Below are 17,514 nucleotides of genomic sequence, written 5' to 3' on the forward strand. Positions count from 1 at the left end.
GGGGCCGGCCGGGGACTCAGCGGAATGCACCGAGTCCCCGTACCGGACTCCCGTCAGACCTCTTCGACGCTGCTCGGCTCGCGCCGGGACAGGTCGATACCGAGCTCCTCCGCTGCGCGGAAGACGTCCTCGTCGGTGTCGCGCATCTCGATGGACATGCCGTCCGAGGACAGCACCTCCACGTTGAGGCACAGGGACTGCATCTCCTTGATGAGCACCTTGAAGGACTCGGGGATGCCGGGCTCAGGGATGTTCTCGCCCTTGACGATGGCCTCGTAGACCTTCACGCGGCCGGTCACGTCGTCGGACTTGATCGTCAGCAGCTCCTGGAGGGCGTACGCGGCGCCGTAAGCCTCCAGCGCCCACACCTCCATCTCACCGAAGCGCTGGCCACCGAACTGGGCCTTACCACCCAGCGGCTGCTGGGTGATCATCGAGTACGGACCGGTCGACCGGGCGTGCAGCTTGTCGTCGACCAGGTGGTGGAGCTTGAGGATGTACATGTACCCGACCGAGATCGGGTCCGGGAACGGCTCGCCGGAGCGGCCGTCGAACAGACGCGCCTTGCCGGAGGGGAGCACCATGCGCTCGCCGTCGCGGTTCGGGATCGTGTGCTGGAGCAGACCCGCGAGCTCGTCCTCACGCGCACCGTCGAAGACGGGGGTGGCGACGTTGGTGCCCGGGGCGACCTGGTCGGCGCCGATGGCCTGCAGGCGCTGCGCCCAGTCGTCCGCGAGACCGGAGACGTCCCAGCCGCGGCTGGCGAGCCAGCCGAGGTGGATCTCCAGGACCTGTCCCGGGTTCATTCGGGACGGGACACCCAGCGGGTTGAGGATGATGTCGACCGGGGTGCCGTCCTCGAGGAAGGGCATGTCCTCGATCGGAAGGATCTTGGAGATGACACCCTTGTTGCCGTGACGGCCGGCGAGCTTGTCACCATCGGTGATCTTGCGCTTCTGGGCGACGTAGACGCGGACCAGCTGGTTCACGCCCGGGGGAAGCTCGTCGCCCTCCTCGCGGTCGAAGACGCGGACGCCGATGACCTTGCCGGTCTCGCCGTGCGGCACCTTCAGCGAGGTGTCACGGACCTCACGCGCCTTCTCACCGAAGATCGCGCGGAGCAGGCGCTCCTCCGGGGTCAGCTCGGTCTCACCCTTGGGCGTGACCTTGCCGACGAGGATGTCGCCGGCGACGACCTCGGCACCGATACGGATGATGCCGCGCTCGTCGAGGTCGGCGAGGACCTCCTCGGAGACGTTCGGGATGTCCCGGGTGATCTCCTCCGGGCCGAGCTTGGTGTCACGGGCGTCGACCTCGTGCTCCTCGATGTGGATCGAGGAGAGGACGTCGTCCTGCACGAGGCGCTGCGACAGGATGATCGCGTCCTCGTAGTTGTGACCCTCCCACGGCATGAACGCCACGAGCAGGTTCTTGCCGAGCGCCATCTCACCGTTCTCGGTGGCCGGACCGTCGGCGAGGACCTGGCCCTCGATGACCCGGTCGCCCTCGGAGACGACGACCTTCTGGTTGACCGAGGTGCCCTGGTTCGAGCGGGAGAACTTGGCCATCCGGTACGTGGTGTACGTGCCGTCGTCGTTGGCGACGGTGATGTAGTCGGCCGAGACCTCCTGGACGACACCGTCCTTGTCGGCCTTCGGCACGTCACCGGCGTCGGTGGCGCAGCGGTACTCCATGCCGGTGCCGACGAGCGGGGCCTCCGACTTAATCAGCGGCACCGCCTGACGCATCATGTTCGCGCCCATGAGGGCACGGTTGGCGTCGTCGTGCTCGAGGAAGGGGATCATGGCCGTCGCGACCGACACCATCTGGCGCGGCGAGACGTCCATGTAGTCGACCTCGGCCGGCGGGACGTAGTCGACCTCGCCACCACGGCGGCGGACCAGAACGCGCGGCTCGGTGAAGCGGAGCTCGTCGTTCAGGGTCGCGTTCGCCTGGGCGATGACGAAGCGGTCCTCCTCGTCGGCGGTGATGTAGTCGACCTCGTCGGTGACCTGGCCCTCGACGACCTTGCGGTACGGCGTCTCGATGAAGCCGAACGCGTTGACGCGGCCGTACGAGGCGAGCGAACCGATCAGACCGATGTTCGGGCCTTCGGGGGTCTCGATCGGGCACATGCGTCCGTAGTGGGACGGGTGCACGTCTCGGACCTCGAAGCCGGCCCGCTCACGGGACAGACCACCGGGACCCAGCGCCGAGAGACGACGCTTGTGCGTCAGACCCGACAGCGGGTTGTTCTGGTCCATGAACTGCGACAGCTGGCTGGTGCCGAAGAACTCCTTGATGGAGGCGACGACCGGCCGGATGTTGATCAGGGTCTGCGGCGTGATCGCCTCGACGTCCTGGGTGGTCATGCGCTCGCGCACGACGCGCTCCATACGAGCCAGACCCGTACGGACCTGGTTCTGGATGAGCTCGCCGACGTTGCGCAGACGACGGTTGCCGAAGTGGTCGATGTCGTCGGTCTCGACGACGATCTCGCGGCCGGACTCGCCGATCGTCTCGGTCTCGCCCGCGTGGAGCTTCACGAGGTACTTGATCGTGGCGATGACGTCGTCGGTGGTCAGGACACCGGCGTCCAGCGGCTCGTCCGCGCCGAGCTTCTTGTTCACCTTGTAGCGGCCGACCTTCGCGAGGTCGTAGCGCTTCGGGTTGAAGTAGAGGTTCTCGAGCAGCGTCTGAGCGGCCTCGCGGGTCGGCGGCTCGCCCGGACGGAGCTTGCGGTAGATGTCGAGCAGCGCGTCGTCCTGGCCCTGGGTGTGGTCCTTCTCCAGGGTGGCGCGCATGGACTCGTACTCGCCGAACTCCTGCAGGATCTGCTCGGTGGTCCAGCCGAGGGCCTTCAGGAGGACGGTCACGGACTGCTTGCGCTTGCGGTCGATGCGGACACCGACCATGTCGCGCTTGTCGATCTCCATCTCCAGCCAGGCACCCCGGGACGGGATGATCTTGGCCGAGAAGATGTCCTTGTCGGACGTCTTGTCGATCGAGGAGTCGAAGTAGACGCCCGGGGAACGGACGAGCTGCGAGACGACGACACGCTCGGTGCCGTTGATGACGAAGGTGCCCTTGTTCGTCATGAGCGGGAAGTCGCCCATGAAGACCGTCTGGGACTTGATCTCGCCGGTCTCGTTGTTGGTGAACTCGGCGGTGACGAAGAGCGGGGCGCCGTACGTGAAGTCACGGTCCTTGCACTCGTCGATCGAGTTCTTCGGGGGCTCGAAGCGGTGGTCGCGGAAGGTCAGCGACATCGACCCGGAGAAGTCCTCGATCGGGGAGATCTCCTCGAAGATCTCCTCCAGACCCGACTTCCTGGGGACGTCCTGTCCCGACTCGAGAGCTGCCTCGACGCGAGCCTTCCAGGCGGCGTTGCCGAGCAGCCAGTCAAAGCTCTCGGTCTGCAGCGCGAGGAGGTTCGGAACCTCGAGGGGCTCCTTGATCTTTGCAAAGGAGATGCGCAGCGGGGCGGTGCTGGCGCCGTTGTTCGTATTGGTCGAGGCGTTGCGCGAGGCGGCCAAGAGGGGGTCCTTCCGAGGGCTCGGACTCACTACGCGCGTACCGGTCCCCAGCGACGCACGGGGACAGACGATTCCTGATGGGGCCAAACGCCCAGGTCAGGTCAGGTCTGCCGACAATGCTGTCGCGAGGGTATGCCCCTGGTGACGGGCAGGGGGCAGCTAACAGGCAGCGCAAAGGGTCAGTGTAGCCACTTGGCCCACTGATGTCCAGGGCGAGTTTTTCGCGACCCTCGTTGTTCTCAACTCCGCGGTACCTCGCGCCGTGCGGCGCACCTCGATACTGCCCGTTCCGCCGTCGATCCATGCCTCGGATACGGATCGTTGTGACGACGCGTCCTGAGAATTGCGCGCTGCGTGCGGTTCGTCAAGGCCCCCCGGTCACCGGGGGCGCACGGCGAAGATCACCATACTCCGCTCCGCGGGGCTCGCACGACCCCCGCCACGCCCTTCCCGGGTACGCCGAAGGGCGACCACCCGGATGGGTGATCGCCCTTCGAAGGCGCCTGAGAGGCGCCTGAGCGAGTCAGGAGACCCGCAGGGTCTTACTTGACCGTGACGGAGGCGCCGGCGGCCTTGAGGGACTCGGCAGCCTTCTCCGCGGCCTCCTTGGCGACCTTCTCGAGGACCGGCTTCGGGGTGCCGTCGACGAGGTCCTTGGCCTCCTTCAGGCCCAGGGAGGTGAGCTCACGCACGACCTTGATGACCTGGATCTTCTTGTCGCCCGCACCCTCGAGGATGACGTCGAACTCGTCCTGCTCCTCGGCGGCCTCGGGGGCAGCGCCACCCTGGGCGGGGCCGGCAACGGCGACGGCCGCGGCGGCGGTGACGTCGAACTTCTCCTCGAAGGCCTTCACGAACTCGGAGAGCTCGATGAGGGTCATCTCCTCGAACTGCGCGAGCAGGTCGTCCTGGGACAGCTTCGCCATGATGGCGTCCTTCCACTAATTCGGCAGGTGCCGGATGTACATGTAGGCGGGCGTACGTTCGGCCCGCTGCGACCGTCGTCCTAGTGGACGGCGATCATTGCGCGAGCCGAATTACTCGGCACCGCCCTGCTCGGCGAGCTTGACGCGAAGCGCCTCCGCGGTGCGGACGAACTTCGACGGCAGCGCCTGGAGCAGCGAGGCAGTCTGGGACTGCTTGCCCTTGAACGCGCCGGCCAGCTTGCTGAGCAGAACCTCGCGGGACTCGAGGTCCGCAAGCTTCTTGAACTCGTCGGCGGTCAGCGCCTTGCCATCAAGGACACCGCCCTTGATGACGAGGTTCGGGTTGTCCTTGGCGAAGTCACGCAGAGCCTTCGCCGACTCCACCGGGTCACCGGTGACGAAGGCGGCCGCGGTCGAACCAGCGAGCTGGTCGTCGAGCGACGCGATCCCGGCCTGGTTGGCCGCAATCTTGGTCAGCGTGTTCTTCACCACGGCGTACTGGGCGTTCTCACCGAGCGAACGACGCAGCGTCTTGAGCTGCGCCACGGTGAGCCCCGTGTACGAGGTCAGCACGACGGCGTTCGAGCTGCGGAACTTGTCCTCCAGCTCGGCTACCGCGGCAGCCTTGTCGGGCCTTGCCATAGAGCGTCGGCCTCCTTCCGGGTGATGAGGACCGCTCAGAAGGGGCTGAACAAAGAGAAACGCCCCGGCGCAGGCGCACGGGGCTCAGCTCGACCGGATCGAAACGAACCGGGAACTCTTCCACGAATCACCTGCGCGGGCCGTCCGCATATCAGCGAACCTTCGGCCACCGGACCCTCTTGCGAGAGCACGGCAACGACCAGCGGTCTTTGGCTTCTGTGGAAGAGTACGCGACGGTCGGGGCGGGGAGCAAATCCGCCCGTACGGATCAGCTGTCGCCGAGGCCCTTCAGCATCTCGGAGAGGTCGTACGTGTCCTTGGCCGGCGGCGCCTTGACGACCGCCTTGGGGCCGTAGTCGGTGTAGTCGGCGTTCATGTGCACCGTCCCCACGGCCGTGGTCATGCCGACGACCATGCGGACCGGATAGCCCGCCTCGTCGACCCAGACCTCGGTGTCGTACCCCTTCATGCCGATCTTCTCGACGTTGGCGACGAGCTTCTCGCGCTCCTGCTTCGAGAGGGTCGCGGACTTCGCCTTGTTGGAGTCCAGCATCTGCTCGAAGCTGAGGGTGCCCTTGTAGTGCTGGGCCTGGACGCCGTTGATCTTCTCGGCGCCCAGGTGCTTGAGGTTCGGGGACTCCAGGAGCAGGGCGAGCTGCTGGGCCGGGTCCTGGTTGACGCTGCTCTGCAGGCCGCCGAGGCCGTCCTGGCCCTTCTGTCCCTTGAGGTCGACCTTCATCCAGCGCTTGCCGTCCATCTCGGCGGCCCGCTCGGCGCCCACGTCCATGTACATGGCCTCACCGAGCATGATCATGCGCATCTGCTCGGGGGCGTCCGGGTCGCCGGCCTGTACCAGCGAGCCCTTCATGGTGATGTCCATGGCCCCCGGGTTCCAGCCCTGGACACCGGTCATCTCCATCGTGCCGCCGCCGTCCATGGCGGCCGGCATCGTGATGGTCATCCGGAGCTTCGCGGACTTGGCGTCCGAGGTCTTCTTGTAGGCGGCCTCGATGACCTTCGTGGCGGCGTCGTGGGTCTGGAGCTGCGGCTCCGCCTTCGCCGTCGCCGGGGCCTGTGCGGCGGGCTTCTTGGCCTCCTCGCCGTCCTGACAGCCCGCGACACCGGCGATGACGGCCACCGCCGTCAGCGAGACGCCCGCGCGCTTCCATGCGGTCATGCCCATCGAGTCCCCACCCCTTGCTTCCGTTCGTCGTACGAACTGAACGGTAACCCAGGGGTCTGACGGTGTCGCACGAAAAACCGGCCCCCCGCCCCTCCGAGGAGGGACAGGGGGCCGGTTGACCACTTCAGCGAGCCTGATGGGCTCAGACCGCGGCCGGGTCCTCCTCGACGAGGAGGTTGCGGGTGCGGTTGGAGTCCAGCGGGATGCCGGGGCCCATCGTCGTCGTCAGGGTCGCCTTCTTGATGTAGCGGCCCTTGGCGGCGGACGGCTTCAGACGGAGGATCTCCTCCAGAGCCGCGGCGTAGTTCTCGACCAGCTTCGTCTCGTCGAAGGAGACCTTGCCGATGATGAAGTGCAGGTTCGAGTGCTTGTCGACGCGGAACTCGATCTTGCCGCCCTTGATGTCGTTGACAGCCTTCGCGACATCGGGGGTGACGGTGCCGGTCTTCGGGTTCGGCATGAGACCACGCGGGCCGAGGACGCGGCCGAGGCGGCCGACCTTGCCCATGAGGTCCGGGGTGGCGACGACGGCGTCGAACTCGTTCAGGCGGTTGCCCTTGGAGATCTCGTCGATGAGCTCGTCGGAACCGACGATGTCGGCGCCAGCGGCAACTGCGGCCTCGGCACGGTCACCGGTCGCGAAGACCAGGACCCGGGCGGTCTTACCGGTGCCGTGCGGGAGGTTCACGGTGCCACGGACCATCTGGTCGGCCTTGCGCGGGTCGACGCCCAGGCGGAAGGCGACCTCGACGGTGCCGTCGAACTTGGTGGTGGCGGTGTCCTTGGCGAGACGGACGGCCTCGAGGGGGGCGTAGTTCCGCTCCCGGTCGACCTTGGCGTCCGCGCTGCGGAGAGCCTTGCTGCGCTTCACTTCTGCTCCTGTTGGTTCAGGTATGGAGTCGTGGTGCGGGCCGCGCCGGCCCTACCACTGAGGTCACGAGGGGGGTGATCAGCCCTCGACCGTGATGCCCATGGAGCGGGCGGTGCCGGCGATGATCTTCGACGCGGCGTCGAGGTCGTTGGCGTTCAGGTCGGGGAGCTTGACCGTGGCGATCTCGCGGACCTGGGCGGCCGTGAGCTTGGCGACCTTGGTCTTGTGCGGCTCGCCGGAGCCCTTGTCCACACCCGCGGCCTTGAGGATCAGCTTGGCGGCCGGCGGAGTCTTGGTGATGAAGGTGAAGGTGCGGTCCTCGTAGACCGTGATCTCCACCGGCACGACCATGCCACGCTGCGACTCGGTCGCGGCGTTGTAGGCCTTGCAGAACTCCATGATGTTGACGCCGTGCTGGCCCAGCGCGGGACCGACCGGCGGGGCCGGGTTGGCCGCACCAGCGTTGATCTGGAGCTTGATAAGCCCCGTGACCTTCTTCTTCTTGGGAGGCATTGCTCTCTCCGGGTCCTAGTGAGAGTGTTCAGCCCGCCATCCGGTCATCCGGATGGAGGCATACCGCACCACGATAACGGGTATAGCAGTGCGGCTAAAAACCGAGCAGGTCAGAGCGGCTACGAGAGCCACTCTGACCTGGTCGGAAACCTGTGAGGGTCAGTTCTTCTGGATCTGGTCGAAGCTGAGCTCGACCGGGGTCTCGCGACCGAAGATCTCGACGAGGCCCTTGACCTTCTTCGAGTCGGCGTTGATCTCGTTGATCGTGGCCTGGAGGGTGGCGAAGGGGCCGTCGGTGACGGTGACCGAGTCGCCGACCTCGAAGTCCAGGACCTCGACGGTGACCTTGCGGGCCGGAGCCGGCTTGCCCTCGGCCTCGGCGGCCTCGCGGGCGGCCTTCTCCTCGGCCTCGGGGGCGAGCATCTTGACGATCTCGTCCAGGGTCAGCGGGTACGGGTCGTAGGCGTTGCCCACGAAGCCGGTGACGCCGGGGGTGTTGCGGACGACGCCCCAGGACTCGTTCGTCAGATCCATGCGGACGAGAACGTAACCGGGCAGCTTGTTCTGCCGGACGTTCTTGCGCTCGCCGTTCTTGATCTGGACGATCTCTTCCTCGGGGACCTCGGCCTGGTAGATGAACTCCTCGACGTTCAGCGAGACGGCGCGCTGTTCGAGGTTGGCCTTCACGCGCTTCTCGTAGCCCGCGTAGGTGTGGATGACGTACCACTCGCCGGGCAGGCCGCGGAGTTCGTCACGGAGGGCCTGGATGGGGTCGACCGGAGCGGCGGGCTCCTCGTCGGCCTCCTCGATCTCCTCGACCTCGGCCTCGACGTCGGTGTCCTCGCCGGACTCGTCCTCGACGTCCTCGTCCGCCTCGACCTCGGAGTCGTCCTCGACCTCGGAGTCGTCCTCGATGGTCAGGGCGGCCTCTTCGGCAGCCTCGCCCGCAGCGGCGTCAGCAGCCTCAGCCTGGTCCTCGTCGGCCGCCTCGAGGATGTCGAGCTCGTCCTCGGAAACGGACTCGTTCAGGTTCGGGTCAGACACGGTGGCTGCTTCTTCCTGGATACAGATGGGGTGGAACAAGAAGTCAGCCGAAGACGTACTTGACTGCTTCCTGGAAGCCATAGTCAATCACGGTCACAAGGCCGATCATGATGACAACGAAGACAATCACTACCGTGGTGTACGTCGTCAGCTGGCTGCGAGTGGGCCAGACGACCTTGCGAAGCTCCGCGACGATCTGGCGGTAGAAGAGCGCGAGGCGGCCCAGAGGGCCCTTCTTTCCGCGCTTGCCGCCCTTACGGGCCTTCTTCTTCGAGTCCGGCGCCTCGTCCTCGGCATCAGGCATGTCGATGGAGCCCACGGCGTCCGTCACGCTACTCACCTGATCCCGGGTCATGGCAGTGCCGTGCCGGGTGGATCCGCACGGCGGTGCATTGAAGTACGTACATGCGCACACATCCTGGCGGTGTGTGTAGCAGGGCCGGAGGGACTTGAACCCCCAACCGCCGGTTTTGGAGACCGGTGCTCTACCAATTGAGCTACGACCCTTTGTGGCTCCCCCAACCTACCGCATCGTGAGACGTGGTCGGTGAGGGCCAACGAGCAGTGAGTGTACGTGTTCATGGGCGCCGCGTCGAACAGAAAGCACGTGGGAGCCCTCGCGGACCCTCGTACGACCAGGATTGACCGTTCCTGTCCGCTCCCTGAAACCTGTGTGCCGGGCGGGAAGACGGTCTGGGACCATGGGCCGTATGAGCGCTGCTACTCCTCCGACCGAGCGCCGGGTCTCCGCCCGCATCGGTGCGATCTCCGAGTCCGCGACCCTCGCCGTCGACGCCAAGGCCAAGGCCCTCAAGGCCGCCGGGCGCCCGGTGATCGGTTTCGGCGCGGGTGAGCCCGACTTCCCGACCCCGGACTACATCGTCGACGCCGCCGTCGAGGCGTGCAAGAACCCGAAGTACCACCGCTACACGCCGGCGGGTGGTCTGCCGGAGCTGAAGGCCGCGATCGCCGCCAAGACGCTGCGCGACTCCGGCTACGAGATCGACGCCTCCCAGGTTCTGGTGACCAACGGCGGCAAGCAGGCCATCTACGAGGCGTTCGCCGCGATCCTCGACCCGGGCGACGAGGTCATCGTCCCGGCCCCGTACTGGACGACGTACCCCGAGTCGATCCGGCTCGCGGGCGGTGTCCCGGTCGAGGTCGTCGCCGACGAGACCACCGGCTACCGCGTCTCGGTGGAGCAGCTGGAGGCGGCGCGCACGGAGAAGACCAAGGTCGTCCTCTTCGTCTCCCCGTCCAACCCGACCGGCGCCGTCTACAGCGAGGCCGAGACCGAGGCGATCGGCCGCTGGGCCGTCGAGCACGGTCTGTGGGTCCTGACGGACGAGATCTACGAGCACCTGGTCTACGGCGGCGCTTCCGCGGTCTCCCTGCCGTCGGTCATGCCGGAGCTGCGCGACAAGTGCATCGTCGTCAACGGTGTCGCGAAGACGTACGCGATGACCGGCTGGCGCGTGGGGTGGATCATCGGCCCGAAGGACGTCGTGAAGGCCGCGACCAACCTGCAGTCGCACGCCACGTCCAACGTGAGCAACGTGGCGCAGGTGGCCGCGCTCGCCGCCGTCGAGGGCGACCTGGACGCCGTCGCCGAGATGGGCCGCGCCTTCGACCGGCGCCGCCAGACGATCGTGCGGATGCTCAACGAGATCGAGGGCGTGCTGTGCCCGACCCCGGAGGGCGCGTTCTACGTGTACCCGTCGGTGAAGGCGCTGCTCGGCAAGGAGATCCGCGGCAAGCGCCCGCAGAACTCGGTCGAGCTCGCCGCGCTGATCCTGGACGAGGCCGAGGTCGCGGTCGTCCCCGGTGAGGCCTTCGGCACCCCCGGCTACCTGCGGCTCTCGTACGCGCTGGGTGACGAGGACCTGGTGGAGGGCGTCTCCCGGATGCAGAAGCTGCTGGCCGAGGCGCGCGACTGAGTCCACCGTGACGTTCACGGCCGACGGGCCCCTGGTTCTCCGGAACCGGGGCCCGTTTTTGCGTTCTAGCAAGGTCCCGATCGGGGAAAGGGGCTGTATTCGTCCATTCGGGTGCGGCAAGATCCTTCAATGGAGCACGTTTCCGAGCACGCCTTCCGTGACATCAACCTGCTGCCCAAGGCCCATCTGCACCTGCACTTCACGGGTTCGATGCGGCCCACGACCCTCCTGGAACTGGCCGACAAGTACGGCGTCCACCTTCCGGAGGCGCTGAGCAGCGGCACACCGCCCAAGCTGCGGGCGACCGACGAGCGCGGCTGGTTCCGGTTCCAGCGCCTGTACGACATCGCCCGGTCCTGCCTGCGGGAGCCCGAGGACATCCAGCGGCTGGTCCGCGAGGCCGCCCAGGAGGACGTGCGGGACGGTTCGGGGTGGCTGGAGATCCAGGTCGACCCGACGTCGTACGCCCCGCTGCTCGGGGGTCTGATCCCGGCCATGGAGGTCATCCTGGACGCGGTCGACGCGGCCGCGCGCGAGACCGGGCTCGGGATGCGGGTCCTGGTGGCCGCGAACCGGATGAAGCACCCCCTGGAGGCGCGCACGCTTGCGCGGCTCGCGGTCCGGTACGCGGACCGGGGCGTGGTCGGGTTCGGGCTCTCCAACGACGAGCGCCGGGGCATGGCCCGCGACTTCGACCGCGCCTTCGCGATCGCCCGTGAGGGCGGTCTGCTGGCGGCCCCGCACGGCGGGGAGCTGACGGGCCCGTCGTCCGTACGGGACTGCCTCGACGACCTCCGGGCGGCCCGGGTGGGCCACGGGGTGCGGGCGGCGGAGGACCCGCGGGTGCTGCGCAAGCTCGCCGAGAGGGGCGTGACCTGCGAGGTCTGCCCGGCGTCCAACGTGGCCCTCGGTGTCTACGAGAAGCACGAGGACGTGCCGCTGCGCACGCTCTTCGAGGCGGGGGTCCCGATGGCGCTGGGCGCGGACGACCCGCTGCTCTTCGGTTCGCGTCTCGCCGCGCAGTACGAGATCGCCCGTCGCCACCACGGCTTCACGGACGCGGAACTGGCCGAGCTGGCCCGGCAGTCGATCCGCGCCTCGGCGGCTCCGGAGGACGTCAGCCGGAAGCTCCTGTCCGGTGTCGACGACTGGCTGGCCGCCCCGGCGGTGTGAAGCGGTGCAGGGGCGGGTGGGCCTGGAAGCCGATGTCGAGTTCGGCGCGGTCCCACCGGCCGTCGGAGCTCGGTTCCAGGAGCGGGGTGAGCGAGCCGGTCAGGGCGTCGTGGCCCTGGCGGGCGCGCCTGTGCAGCGGACCGAAGCCGGCCGCGGCCTCGAAGGTGGTGGCGGCGGCGGAGAAGACGTCGCGACCGCCGAGGAGGAAGAGCGTGCGGGCGTGGACCGCGGGGCGGAGCCATTCGCTCGCCCGCCAGTGACGCCGTTCCCACTCCGTCTGCCAGGCGGCCGCGTGCGCGGCGGTGCGGGCCTCGTCCGTACGGATGGTCAGCGGGGTGCCGCCCGTGCGGAGCCGGGCGCGGAGGTCCGGCCAGGCGGAGGGGCGCAGGCCGGGTGTGCCGTGGGCGAGGACGAGATCGACGGGTGTTCCGGGGGCGAAGCTCCTGGGGAGACTCTCGCGCAGCGGCACGTGGACGATCGTGTGCCGGGAGAAGGCGGCGAAGGAGAAGAGCGCGGCGAGCCGGGAGAGCCCGTCGTGGTCGCCGAGGAGGTAGCCCCAGCGCTCGCCGAGCGGGTCGTTGAGCGTGGTGTGCCGGAGCGGGTGCCAGGGCTGGACGACGCGGTACGGGCGCGACCCCGTGCGGAGCCTGAATTCGCGGCACTTGAGACGCATGCGGTCAGCGTGTCCGGGGCCCGGGGGCGGCCGCAACGTCATTTCCGTACGGCGATCCCGGCCACCAGGGTCCGGGCGATCGACGCCGCGAAGGTGTCGAGGTCCTGCGGCGGCTGCTTGCCCACCTTCGCGTCGTAGGCGAAGGCGCGCTGCGAGCAGGCGCCGAGCAGCAGGGACGCCGCCGCGAACGTGTCGGCGCCGGCGTCGATGCGTCCCGCCTCCTGCTCCGCCCGCAGATACGCGTCGAGGCTCTCCAGGGGCCGGTGCGGACCCGCGTCGAGTCGCCGCATCGACGCGTCGTGGCGGGCCTTGAGCCGGGTCTCGGCGTACAGGGAGGCGGCGATCGGGAAGCTCTCGGCGTAGAAGAGCGCGGCCCGGCGGGCGATCTCCGTGAGGTTCTCCTGCACGGTGCGCCGGCCCGGTGCGGCGGTGAGCGATTCGAGGAGCGGCGCCAGTTCGGGGAGGCGCTCGCCGAGGACGGCGACGAAGAGTTCCTCCTTGCCCGCGAAGTACTTGTAGAGCGCCGCCTCCGAGCAGCCGGCGCCCCGGGCGATCTCCTTCGTGGTCGTACGGGCGAGGCCCACGGTGGTCCACAGCTCGTGTGCCGCGTCGAGGATCCGTTCACGCGTGGGCTTCTGTTCCATGGCCGCTCCTGCTCCAACTGGCTTGACGCAAGGGTGAGTACACACTCACTCTAGGGGTGAGTGAACACTCACCCACCCTCAAGCAGGAGGTGCCATGAAGCTCACGGTCTTCGGTGCGACCGGCGGCATCGGTCGGGAGATCGTCCGCCAGGGGCTGGCCTCGGGCCACGAGGTCACGGCGGTGGTGCGGGATCCGGCGCGCTTCACGGTCACCGGTGAGCGCCTGACGGTCCACCGGGCGGACCTCACCGCCCCCGACACCCTGCGTCCGGCCGTCGCGGGCAGGGACGCGGTGCTCTCCGGGCTCGGCGCGCGCAGCCGCGCGGACGCCGGCGTCGCCGCCGGGCTGACCCGCTCGGTCCTGACCGCCATGGACGCGGAGGGCGTCCGGCGCCTGCTGGTGGTCAGCGCCGCCCCGCTCGGCCCCACCCCGGACGGACAGACCGTCTTCGACCGGACGGTGCTCGCGATCGTCAACTCCGTCCTGAAGGGCGTCTACGACGACCTGCGCGCGATGGAACGCGACCTGGCGGCGAGCGCCACGGACTGGACGTCCGTACGCCCGCCCAAGCTGACCGACGGACCGCTCACCGGCCGCTACCGCTCGGTCGTCGGCGGCAATCCGCCCCGCGGCCGCTCCCTGGCCCGCGCCGACGTCGCCCACGCCATGCTGGCGATGGTCGACGACCCGGCGACGGTGAAGCAGGGCGTGGGGCTCGCCTACTGACCGGCGCCCGGACGGCCGTCGCACCGGCCCTCCACGCGCGGGTGCGCATCCCCCGCCGCCCGGACCGGCCGCGTCCGGCGGGCCCGCCCCGGGGTCGTCCGCTCAGATGCTGACGCCGACCGTCACCGGCTCGTTGACGAGCGTGATCCCGAAGACGTCCCGGACGCCGGCGACGACCTCGCGGGCGAGCGCGAGGAGGTCCTCGGTGGTGGCCTCGCCGCGGTTGGTGAGCGCGAGGGTGTGCTTGGTGGAGATACGGGCGGGGCCGGAGCCGTACCCCTTGGTGAACCCGGCCTTGTCGATCAGCCAGGCGGCCGAGGTCTTGACCGCGCCGTCGGCCCCCGCGGGGAACGCCGGCGGGGTCACGTCGGCGCCGAGCCGCACGGTCACCCGGGCGAGGAAGGTCTCGTACTCCCCCGCGGTCAGGATCGGGTTGGTGAAGAAGGAGCCGGCCGACCAGGTGTCGTGGTCGTCGGCGTCCAGGACCATGCCCTTCCCGGCCCGCAGCCTGAGGACGGTCTCCCGGGCCTGCGCGAGCGGGACGCGGTCACCCGCCTCGACGCCGAGGGCGCGGGCGGTCTCGGCGTACTTGATCGGAGCGGAGAGCCCCGCCGCGTCCTCCAGCTCGAAGCGGACGCGCAGGACGACGTAGCGGTCCGGGTCGCCCTTGAACCGGCTGTGGCGGTACGAGAAGGCGCACTCGGCGTTGGTGAGGGTGACCGTCTCGTCGGCCCTGCGGTCGTAGGCGACGACCTCGGTGATGGTGGCGGAGACCTCCTGGCCGTACGCGCCGACGTTCTGGATCGGGGTGGCGCCCGCGGAACCGGGGATCCCGGCCAGGCACTCGATCCCGGCGAGCCCGGCCTCGACGGTCCGTGCCACGGCGTCCGTCCAGACCTCGCCCGCCGCCAGCTCCAGCGTCGTGCCGTCGAGGGCGAAGCCCTCGGTCGCGATGCGCAGCGCGGTGCCGTCGAAGCCCTTGTCGCCGATGACCAGGTTGGATCCGCCGCCGATGACCAGCAGCGGGGTGCCGGTGGCGTCGGCCTCGCGGACGGCGGCGATCACCTCGTCGTCGGTCGTGGCCGTGACGAGCCGGGCCGCGGGACCGCCGAGCCGGAAGGTGGTCAGGGGGGCGAGGGGGGCGTCGTGGAGTTCCTGCACGCGCTCAAGAGTACGGGCTCGTCGCCCGGGCGACGGGGGCCGGGCCGCCGGCCCGGCCCCGTGGGGACAGGGGCGGCGGCCCGGTCCCGGCGGGCCCGCCAGGGCCGTCACACCGCTGCGACCGGGAGCTTCTCGGGGTCCTTCGCCGGAGGGGCCGGCACCGCCCGGCGCCGAGGGATGACGAGGGAGGCCACGGCCCCCAGGGCCACCGCGCCCGATCCGACCCACAGCGCCGGGACCAGGCCGTCGACGAAGCTCTGGCCGGACTCGTACCCGCCCTGCGCGGCGAAGATCGAGGCCATCACCGCGACGCCCAGCGCTCCGCCGACCTCGCGCAGGGCGTTGTTGGCGCCGGACGCGATGCCCTGCTCCGAGGGGCGGACGCTGGACATGACGATGTTGGCGGCCGGAGCGAAGTACAGCGCCATGCCGACGCCGCTCACGACCAGCGCGGGGAGCTGGACGGCGTACGAGGCGTCGGGGCTCAGGACGAGCGCGAACCAGGCGAGGCCGATCGCCTGGAGGGCGAGGCCCGCGGCGACGACCGGGCGGCCGCCGATCCGGTCGGAGAGGGCGCCCGCGAGCGGGGCGACGATCATCGGCATGCCGGTCCAGGGCAGCATCCGCAGACCCGCCTCGGTCGGCGAGTAGCCGAGCACGCCCTGCATGTACTGGCTGAGCAGGAAGATCGAGCCGAACATGCCGAGGAACATCAGCAGGCTGGCCGCGTTGATCCCGGAGAAGGCACGGTCGCGGAAGAGCCGCATCGGCAGCATCGGCGCCTTGCCGCGGATGCCGTGGTGGACGAAGCCGCCGAGGAGCGCGGCGCCGCCGATCAGGCCGAGGAGGACGGTCAGGGAGGTCCAGCCGTCGATCGGCCCCCGGATCAGCCCGTACACGATGCCGAACAGGCCGCCGCTGGCGAGGAGCGTGCCGACGGCGTCGAGGCGGGCTCCGGTGCCGTACGACTCGGCGAGCCGCAGCCGTGCGAGCGGCAGCAGGGCGAGGCCGAGCGGGACGTTCAGCCAGAAGATCCACTGCCAGGAGATGTGCTCGGTGAGGGTGCCGCCGATGAGCGGGCCCGCGGCGACGGCGAGACCGTTGACGGCGCCCCAGATGCCGAACGCCATACCCCGCTTGGCGGCCGGGACGGCCGCGGTGAGCAGGGTGAGGGTGAGCGGCATCATGATCGCGGCTCCGACGCCCTGGACGGCGCGCGCGGCGATCAGCGCGTCGATGCCGGGGGCGAGCGCGGCCGCGGCGGAGGCGGCGGTGAAGACGGCGACCCCGACGCCGAAGAGCCGGCGCCGGCCGAAACGGTCGCCGAGGGCCGCGCCGAACATCAGCAGGACGGCGAAGGTGAGGGTGTAGGCGCTCACCGTCCATTCGAGGTCGTGCAGGGCTCCTCCGAGGTCCTCACGGATCGACGGCAGGGCGGTGGTGACGACGAGGTTGTCGAGAGCCGCCATGAAGCCGGCGACGCTGGTGATGACGAGGGCCCAGGCGGTGGAACCGCGGCGGGCTGCTGGCTGGTTCATTGCTGCCCCTCAGATCTCAGGTTAGTTATTGATGACTAACTTTCACGACCATGGAAACCCGTACGGACGCCACCGGCACACGGGGTACCGGCGGGCGCTACTTCTCCAGACGGCCGAGGCGGCGGGCGGAGGGGTAGAACCCCTCCCAGACCCGGTGCTCGGGCGGGAAGCCCATGGCGACGAGGGTGTTGACGAGCATCCCGTACGCCAGGAAGGTCGTGGTCTCGCCGACGTCCGCGCCGAGCGCGAGGTGGACGGTCTCCCAGAGCCCCATCCAGCCGGCCCGCACGGCCTCGCCGAACTCGTGGTCACCGGTCGCCTCGGCGGCGGCGACGGCGACGTACACCTGCATCTGCATCAGCAGCCGGTCGGGCTGCTCGGCGATGATCCGGGTGTACGCGTTGGCCATGGCATGCAGGGCCTCCTCGCCGGACAGCCCCTCCGCGGCCTCCTCGAAGACGCGGATCGTGTCACTGAGGCAACGCTCGGAGGCGGCCAGGAAGATGGCCTTCTTGCTCGGGAAGAGCCGGAAGAGGTACGGCTGCGAGACACCGACGCGCTTGGCGATCGCCTCGGTGGACGTGCCGTAGTACCCGCCGCGGGCGAACTCGCTCATCGCCGCGCGGATGACGCTCTCGCGCCGCTCCTCCGCACTCATCCTGACCATGTGACTAAGTTAGTACTCAATCACTAACTTAGCAACGGCGGAGTCGAACCCGGTTCCCGGGCGGGGCCCGACGCGGAAAGAGGAGTGGGACCCGATTCCGGGGCCGGAGCCCGAAGCGGAAGAGATTCCGGGGCCGGAGCCCGAAGCGGTAGAGAGAGGGGGGGGGGGGGGGGGGGGCGCGCCCCCCCCCCCCCCCCCCGCCCACCACCCCCCCCCCCCCCACCCCCCCCGGCGGTAAGCGCGAGAGAAGATAAAGCGCGGCGCAGAAAAAAAAAAGAG

Annotated in this window: 16 protein-coding genes and 1 tRNA gene; 3 read left to right on the forward strand and 14 right to left on the reverse strand. The window is 69.2% G+C overall.

The annotated features are described in order from the left end of the window. Window positions 1-53: 53 nt before the first annotated feature. The 9 genes from rpoB to AB0D99_RS17785 form a co-directional block, all read right to left on the reverse strand. Entirely contained in the window at window positions 54-3,536 is a 3,483-nt protein-coding gene (rpoB, locus tag AB0D99_RS17745) for a DNA-directed RNA polymerase subunit beta (RefSeq protein ID WP_362362188.1), read from the reverse strand. Between the two features lie 542 nt (window positions 3,537-4,078). Next, complete coding sequence (gene rplL, locus AB0D99_RS17750) at window positions 4,079-4,462, reverse strand: 50S ribosomal protein L7/L12 (protein WP_352188357.1); 384 nt, start codon at window positions 4,460-4,462, stop codon at window positions 4,079-4,081. A 111-nt stretch (window positions 4,463-4,573) separates the two neighbouring features. Further along, complete coding sequence (gene rplJ / locus AB0D99_RS17755; protein WP_362362192.1) at window positions 4,574-5,104, reverse strand: 50S ribosomal protein L10; 531 nt, start codon at window positions 5,102-5,104, stop codon at window positions 4,574-4,576. 268 nt (window positions 5,105-5,372) lie between these two features. Further along, a complete protein-coding gene (locus AB0D99_RS17760; RefSeq protein WP_362362195.1) occupies window positions 5,373-6,287 on the reverse strand; it encodes a hypothetical protein in 915 nt (304 codons plus the stop codon). A 142-nt stretch (window positions 6,288-6,429) separates the two neighbouring features. Next, window positions 6,430-7,158 (reverse strand): 50S ribosomal protein L1, encoded by a 729-nt coding sequence (gene rplA, locus AB0D99_RS17765; protein WP_362362198.1) that lies wholly within the window; start codon window positions 7,156-7,158, stop codon window positions 6,430-6,432. A 78-nt stretch (window positions 7,159-7,236) separates the two neighbouring features. Further along, entirely contained in the window at window positions 7,237-7,671 is a 435-nt protein-coding gene (rplK, locus tag AB0D99_RS17770) for a 50S ribosomal protein L11 (protein WP_015035536.1), read from the reverse strand. 159 nt (window positions 7,672-7,830) lie between these two features. Next, window positions 7,831-8,715 carry a transcription termination/antitermination protein NusG gene (gene nusG, locus AB0D99_RS17775; RefSeq protein ID WP_362362203.1) on the reverse strand — a complete coding sequence of 295 codons (885 nt, stop codon included), beginning with the start codon at window positions 8,713-8,715 and terminating at the stop codon, window positions 7,831-7,833. Between the two features lie 43 nt (window positions 8,716-8,758). Further along, window positions 8,759-9,046 carry a preprotein translocase subunit SecE gene (gene secE / locus AB0D99_RS17780; RefSeq protein ID WP_137993978.1) on the reverse strand — a complete coding sequence of 96 codons (288 nt, stop codon included), beginning with the start codon at window positions 9,044-9,046 and terminating at the stop codon, window positions 8,759-8,761. 103 nt (window positions 9,047-9,149) lie between these two features. Continuing rightward, window positions 9,150-9,222: transfer RNA gene (locus AB0D99_RS17785), tRNA-Trp, on the reverse strand. A gap of 203 nt (window positions 9,223-9,425) precedes the next feature. Here AB0D99_RS17785 and AB0D99_RS17790 point away from each other — a divergent pair. Both AB0D99_RS17790 and AB0D99_RS17795 read left to right on the forward strand, forming a co-directional pair. Next, window positions 9,426-10,652 (forward strand): pyridoxal phosphate-dependent aminotransferase, encoded by a 1,227-nt coding sequence (locus AB0D99_RS17790; protein WP_362362206.1) that lies wholly within the window; start codon window positions 9,426-9,428, stop codon window positions 10,650-10,652. 129 nt (window positions 10,653-10,781) lie between these two features. After that, on the forward strand, window positions 10,782-11,825 hold the full coding sequence (locus AB0D99_RS17795; protein ID WP_362362209.1) for an adenosine deaminase: 1,044 nt from the start codon (window positions 10,782-10,784) through the stop codon (window positions 11,823-11,825). Here AB0D99_RS17795 and AB0D99_RS17800 read toward each other — a convergent pair. Together AB0D99_RS17800 and AB0D99_RS17805 are read right to left on the reverse strand one after the other, a co-directional pair. Further along, window positions 11,770-12,498, reverse strand: a complete 729-nt coding sequence (locus AB0D99_RS17800) for a hypothetical protein (RefSeq protein WP_362362212.1) — start codon at window positions 12,496-12,498, stop codon at window positions 11,770-11,772. The two genes, AB0D99_RS17795 and AB0D99_RS17800, sit on opposite strands and share 56 nt — an antisense overlap. Window positions 12,499-12,536: 38 nt before the next feature. Then, the gene (locus AB0D99_RS17805) at window positions 12,537-13,142 is read right to left on the reverse strand and encodes a TetR/AcrR family transcriptional regulator (RefSeq protein WP_362362215.1); all 606 of its coding nucleotides are present in this window, start codon (window positions 13,140-13,142) and stop codon (window positions 12,537-12,539) included. Between the two features lie 94 nt (window positions 13,143-13,236). Here AB0D99_RS17805 and AB0D99_RS17810 point away from each other — a divergent pair, with 94 nt between their 5' ends. Continuing rightward, window positions 13,237-13,869: an NAD(P)H-binding protein gene (locus AB0D99_RS17810; protein ID WP_362362217.1), complete on the forward strand. Its 633-nt coding sequence runs from the start codon at window positions 13,237-13,239 to the stop codon at window positions 13,867-13,869. 102 nt (window positions 13,870-13,971) lie between these two features. On the opposite strand, the gene AB0D99_RS17815 is transcribed toward AB0D99_RS17810, so the two are convergent. From AB0D99_RS17815 to AB0D99_RS17825, 3 genes are all read right to left on the reverse strand, one after another. Further along, on the reverse strand, window positions 13,972-15,132 hold the full coding sequence (locus tag AB0D99_RS17815; RefSeq protein WP_362362242.1) for a UDP-N-acetylmuramate dehydrogenase: 1,161 nt from the start codon (window positions 15,130-15,132) through the stop codon (window positions 13,972-13,974). Window positions 15,133-15,137: 5 nt separating this feature from the next. Then, on the reverse strand, window positions 15,138-16,568 hold the full coding sequence (locus tag AB0D99_RS17820) for an MFS transporter (protein ID WP_362362220.1): 1,431 nt from the start codon (window positions 16,566-16,568) through the stop codon (window positions 15,138-15,140). 97 nt (window positions 16,569-16,665) lie between these two features. Next, a complete protein-coding gene (locus tag AB0D99_RS17825) occupies window positions 16,666-17,235 on the reverse strand; it encodes a helix-turn-helix domain-containing protein (protein WP_362362223.1) in 570 nt (189 codons plus the stop codon). Between the last annotated feature and the right edge of the window lie 279 nt (window positions 17,236-17,514).

The sequence above is a fragment of the Streptomyces sp. NPDC047971 genome (assembly GCF_040653355.1).
Classification (GTDB): Bacteria; Actinomycetota; Actinomycetes; order Streptomycetales; family Streptomycetaceae; genus Streptomyces.

Coding starts and splice junctions, on each gene's coding strand:
- rplL (WP_352188357.1), bottom strand. CDS start 4,462: ATGGCGAAGCTGTCCCAGGACGACCTGCTCGCGCAGTTCGAGGAGATG.
- rplJ (WP_362362192.1), bottom strand. CDS start 5,104: ATGGCAAGGCCCGACAAGGCTGCCGCGGTAGCCGAGCTGGAGGACAAG.
- AB0D99_RS17760 (WP_362362195.1), bottom strand. CDS start 6,287: ATGGGCATGACCGCATGGAAGCGCGCGGGCGTCTCGCTGACGGCGGTG.
- rplK (WP_015035536.1), bottom strand. CDS start 7,671: ATGCCTCCCAAGAAGAAGAAGGTCACGGGGCTTATCAAGCTCCAGATC.
- AB0D99_RS17790 (WP_362362206.1), top strand. CDS start 9,426: ATGAGCGCTGCTACTCCTCCGACCGAGCGCCGGGTCTCCGCCCGCATC.
- AB0D99_RS17795 (WP_362362209.1), top strand. CDS start 10,782: ATGGAGCACGTTTCCGAGCACGCCTTCCGTGACATCAACCTGCTGCCC.
- AB0D99_RS17800 (WP_362362212.1), bottom strand. CDS start 12,498: ATGCGTCTCAAGTGCCGCGAATTCAGGCTCCGCACGGGGTCGCGCCCG.
- AB0D99_RS17805 (WP_362362215.1), bottom strand. CDS start 13,142: ATGGAACAGAAGCCCACGCGTGAACGGATCCTCGACGCGGCACACGAG.
- AB0D99_RS17810 (WP_362362217.1), top strand. CDS start 13,237: ATGAAGCTCACGGTCTTCGGTGCGACCGGCGGCATCGGTCGGGAGATC.
- AB0D99_RS17820 (WP_362362220.1), bottom strand. CDS start 16,568: ATGAACCAGCCAGCAGCCCGCCGCGGTTCCACCGCCTGGGCCCTCGTC.
- AB0D99_RS17825 (WP_362362223.1), bottom strand. CDS start 17,235: ATGGTCAGGATGAGTGCGGAGGAGCGGCGCGAGAGCGTCATCCGCGCG.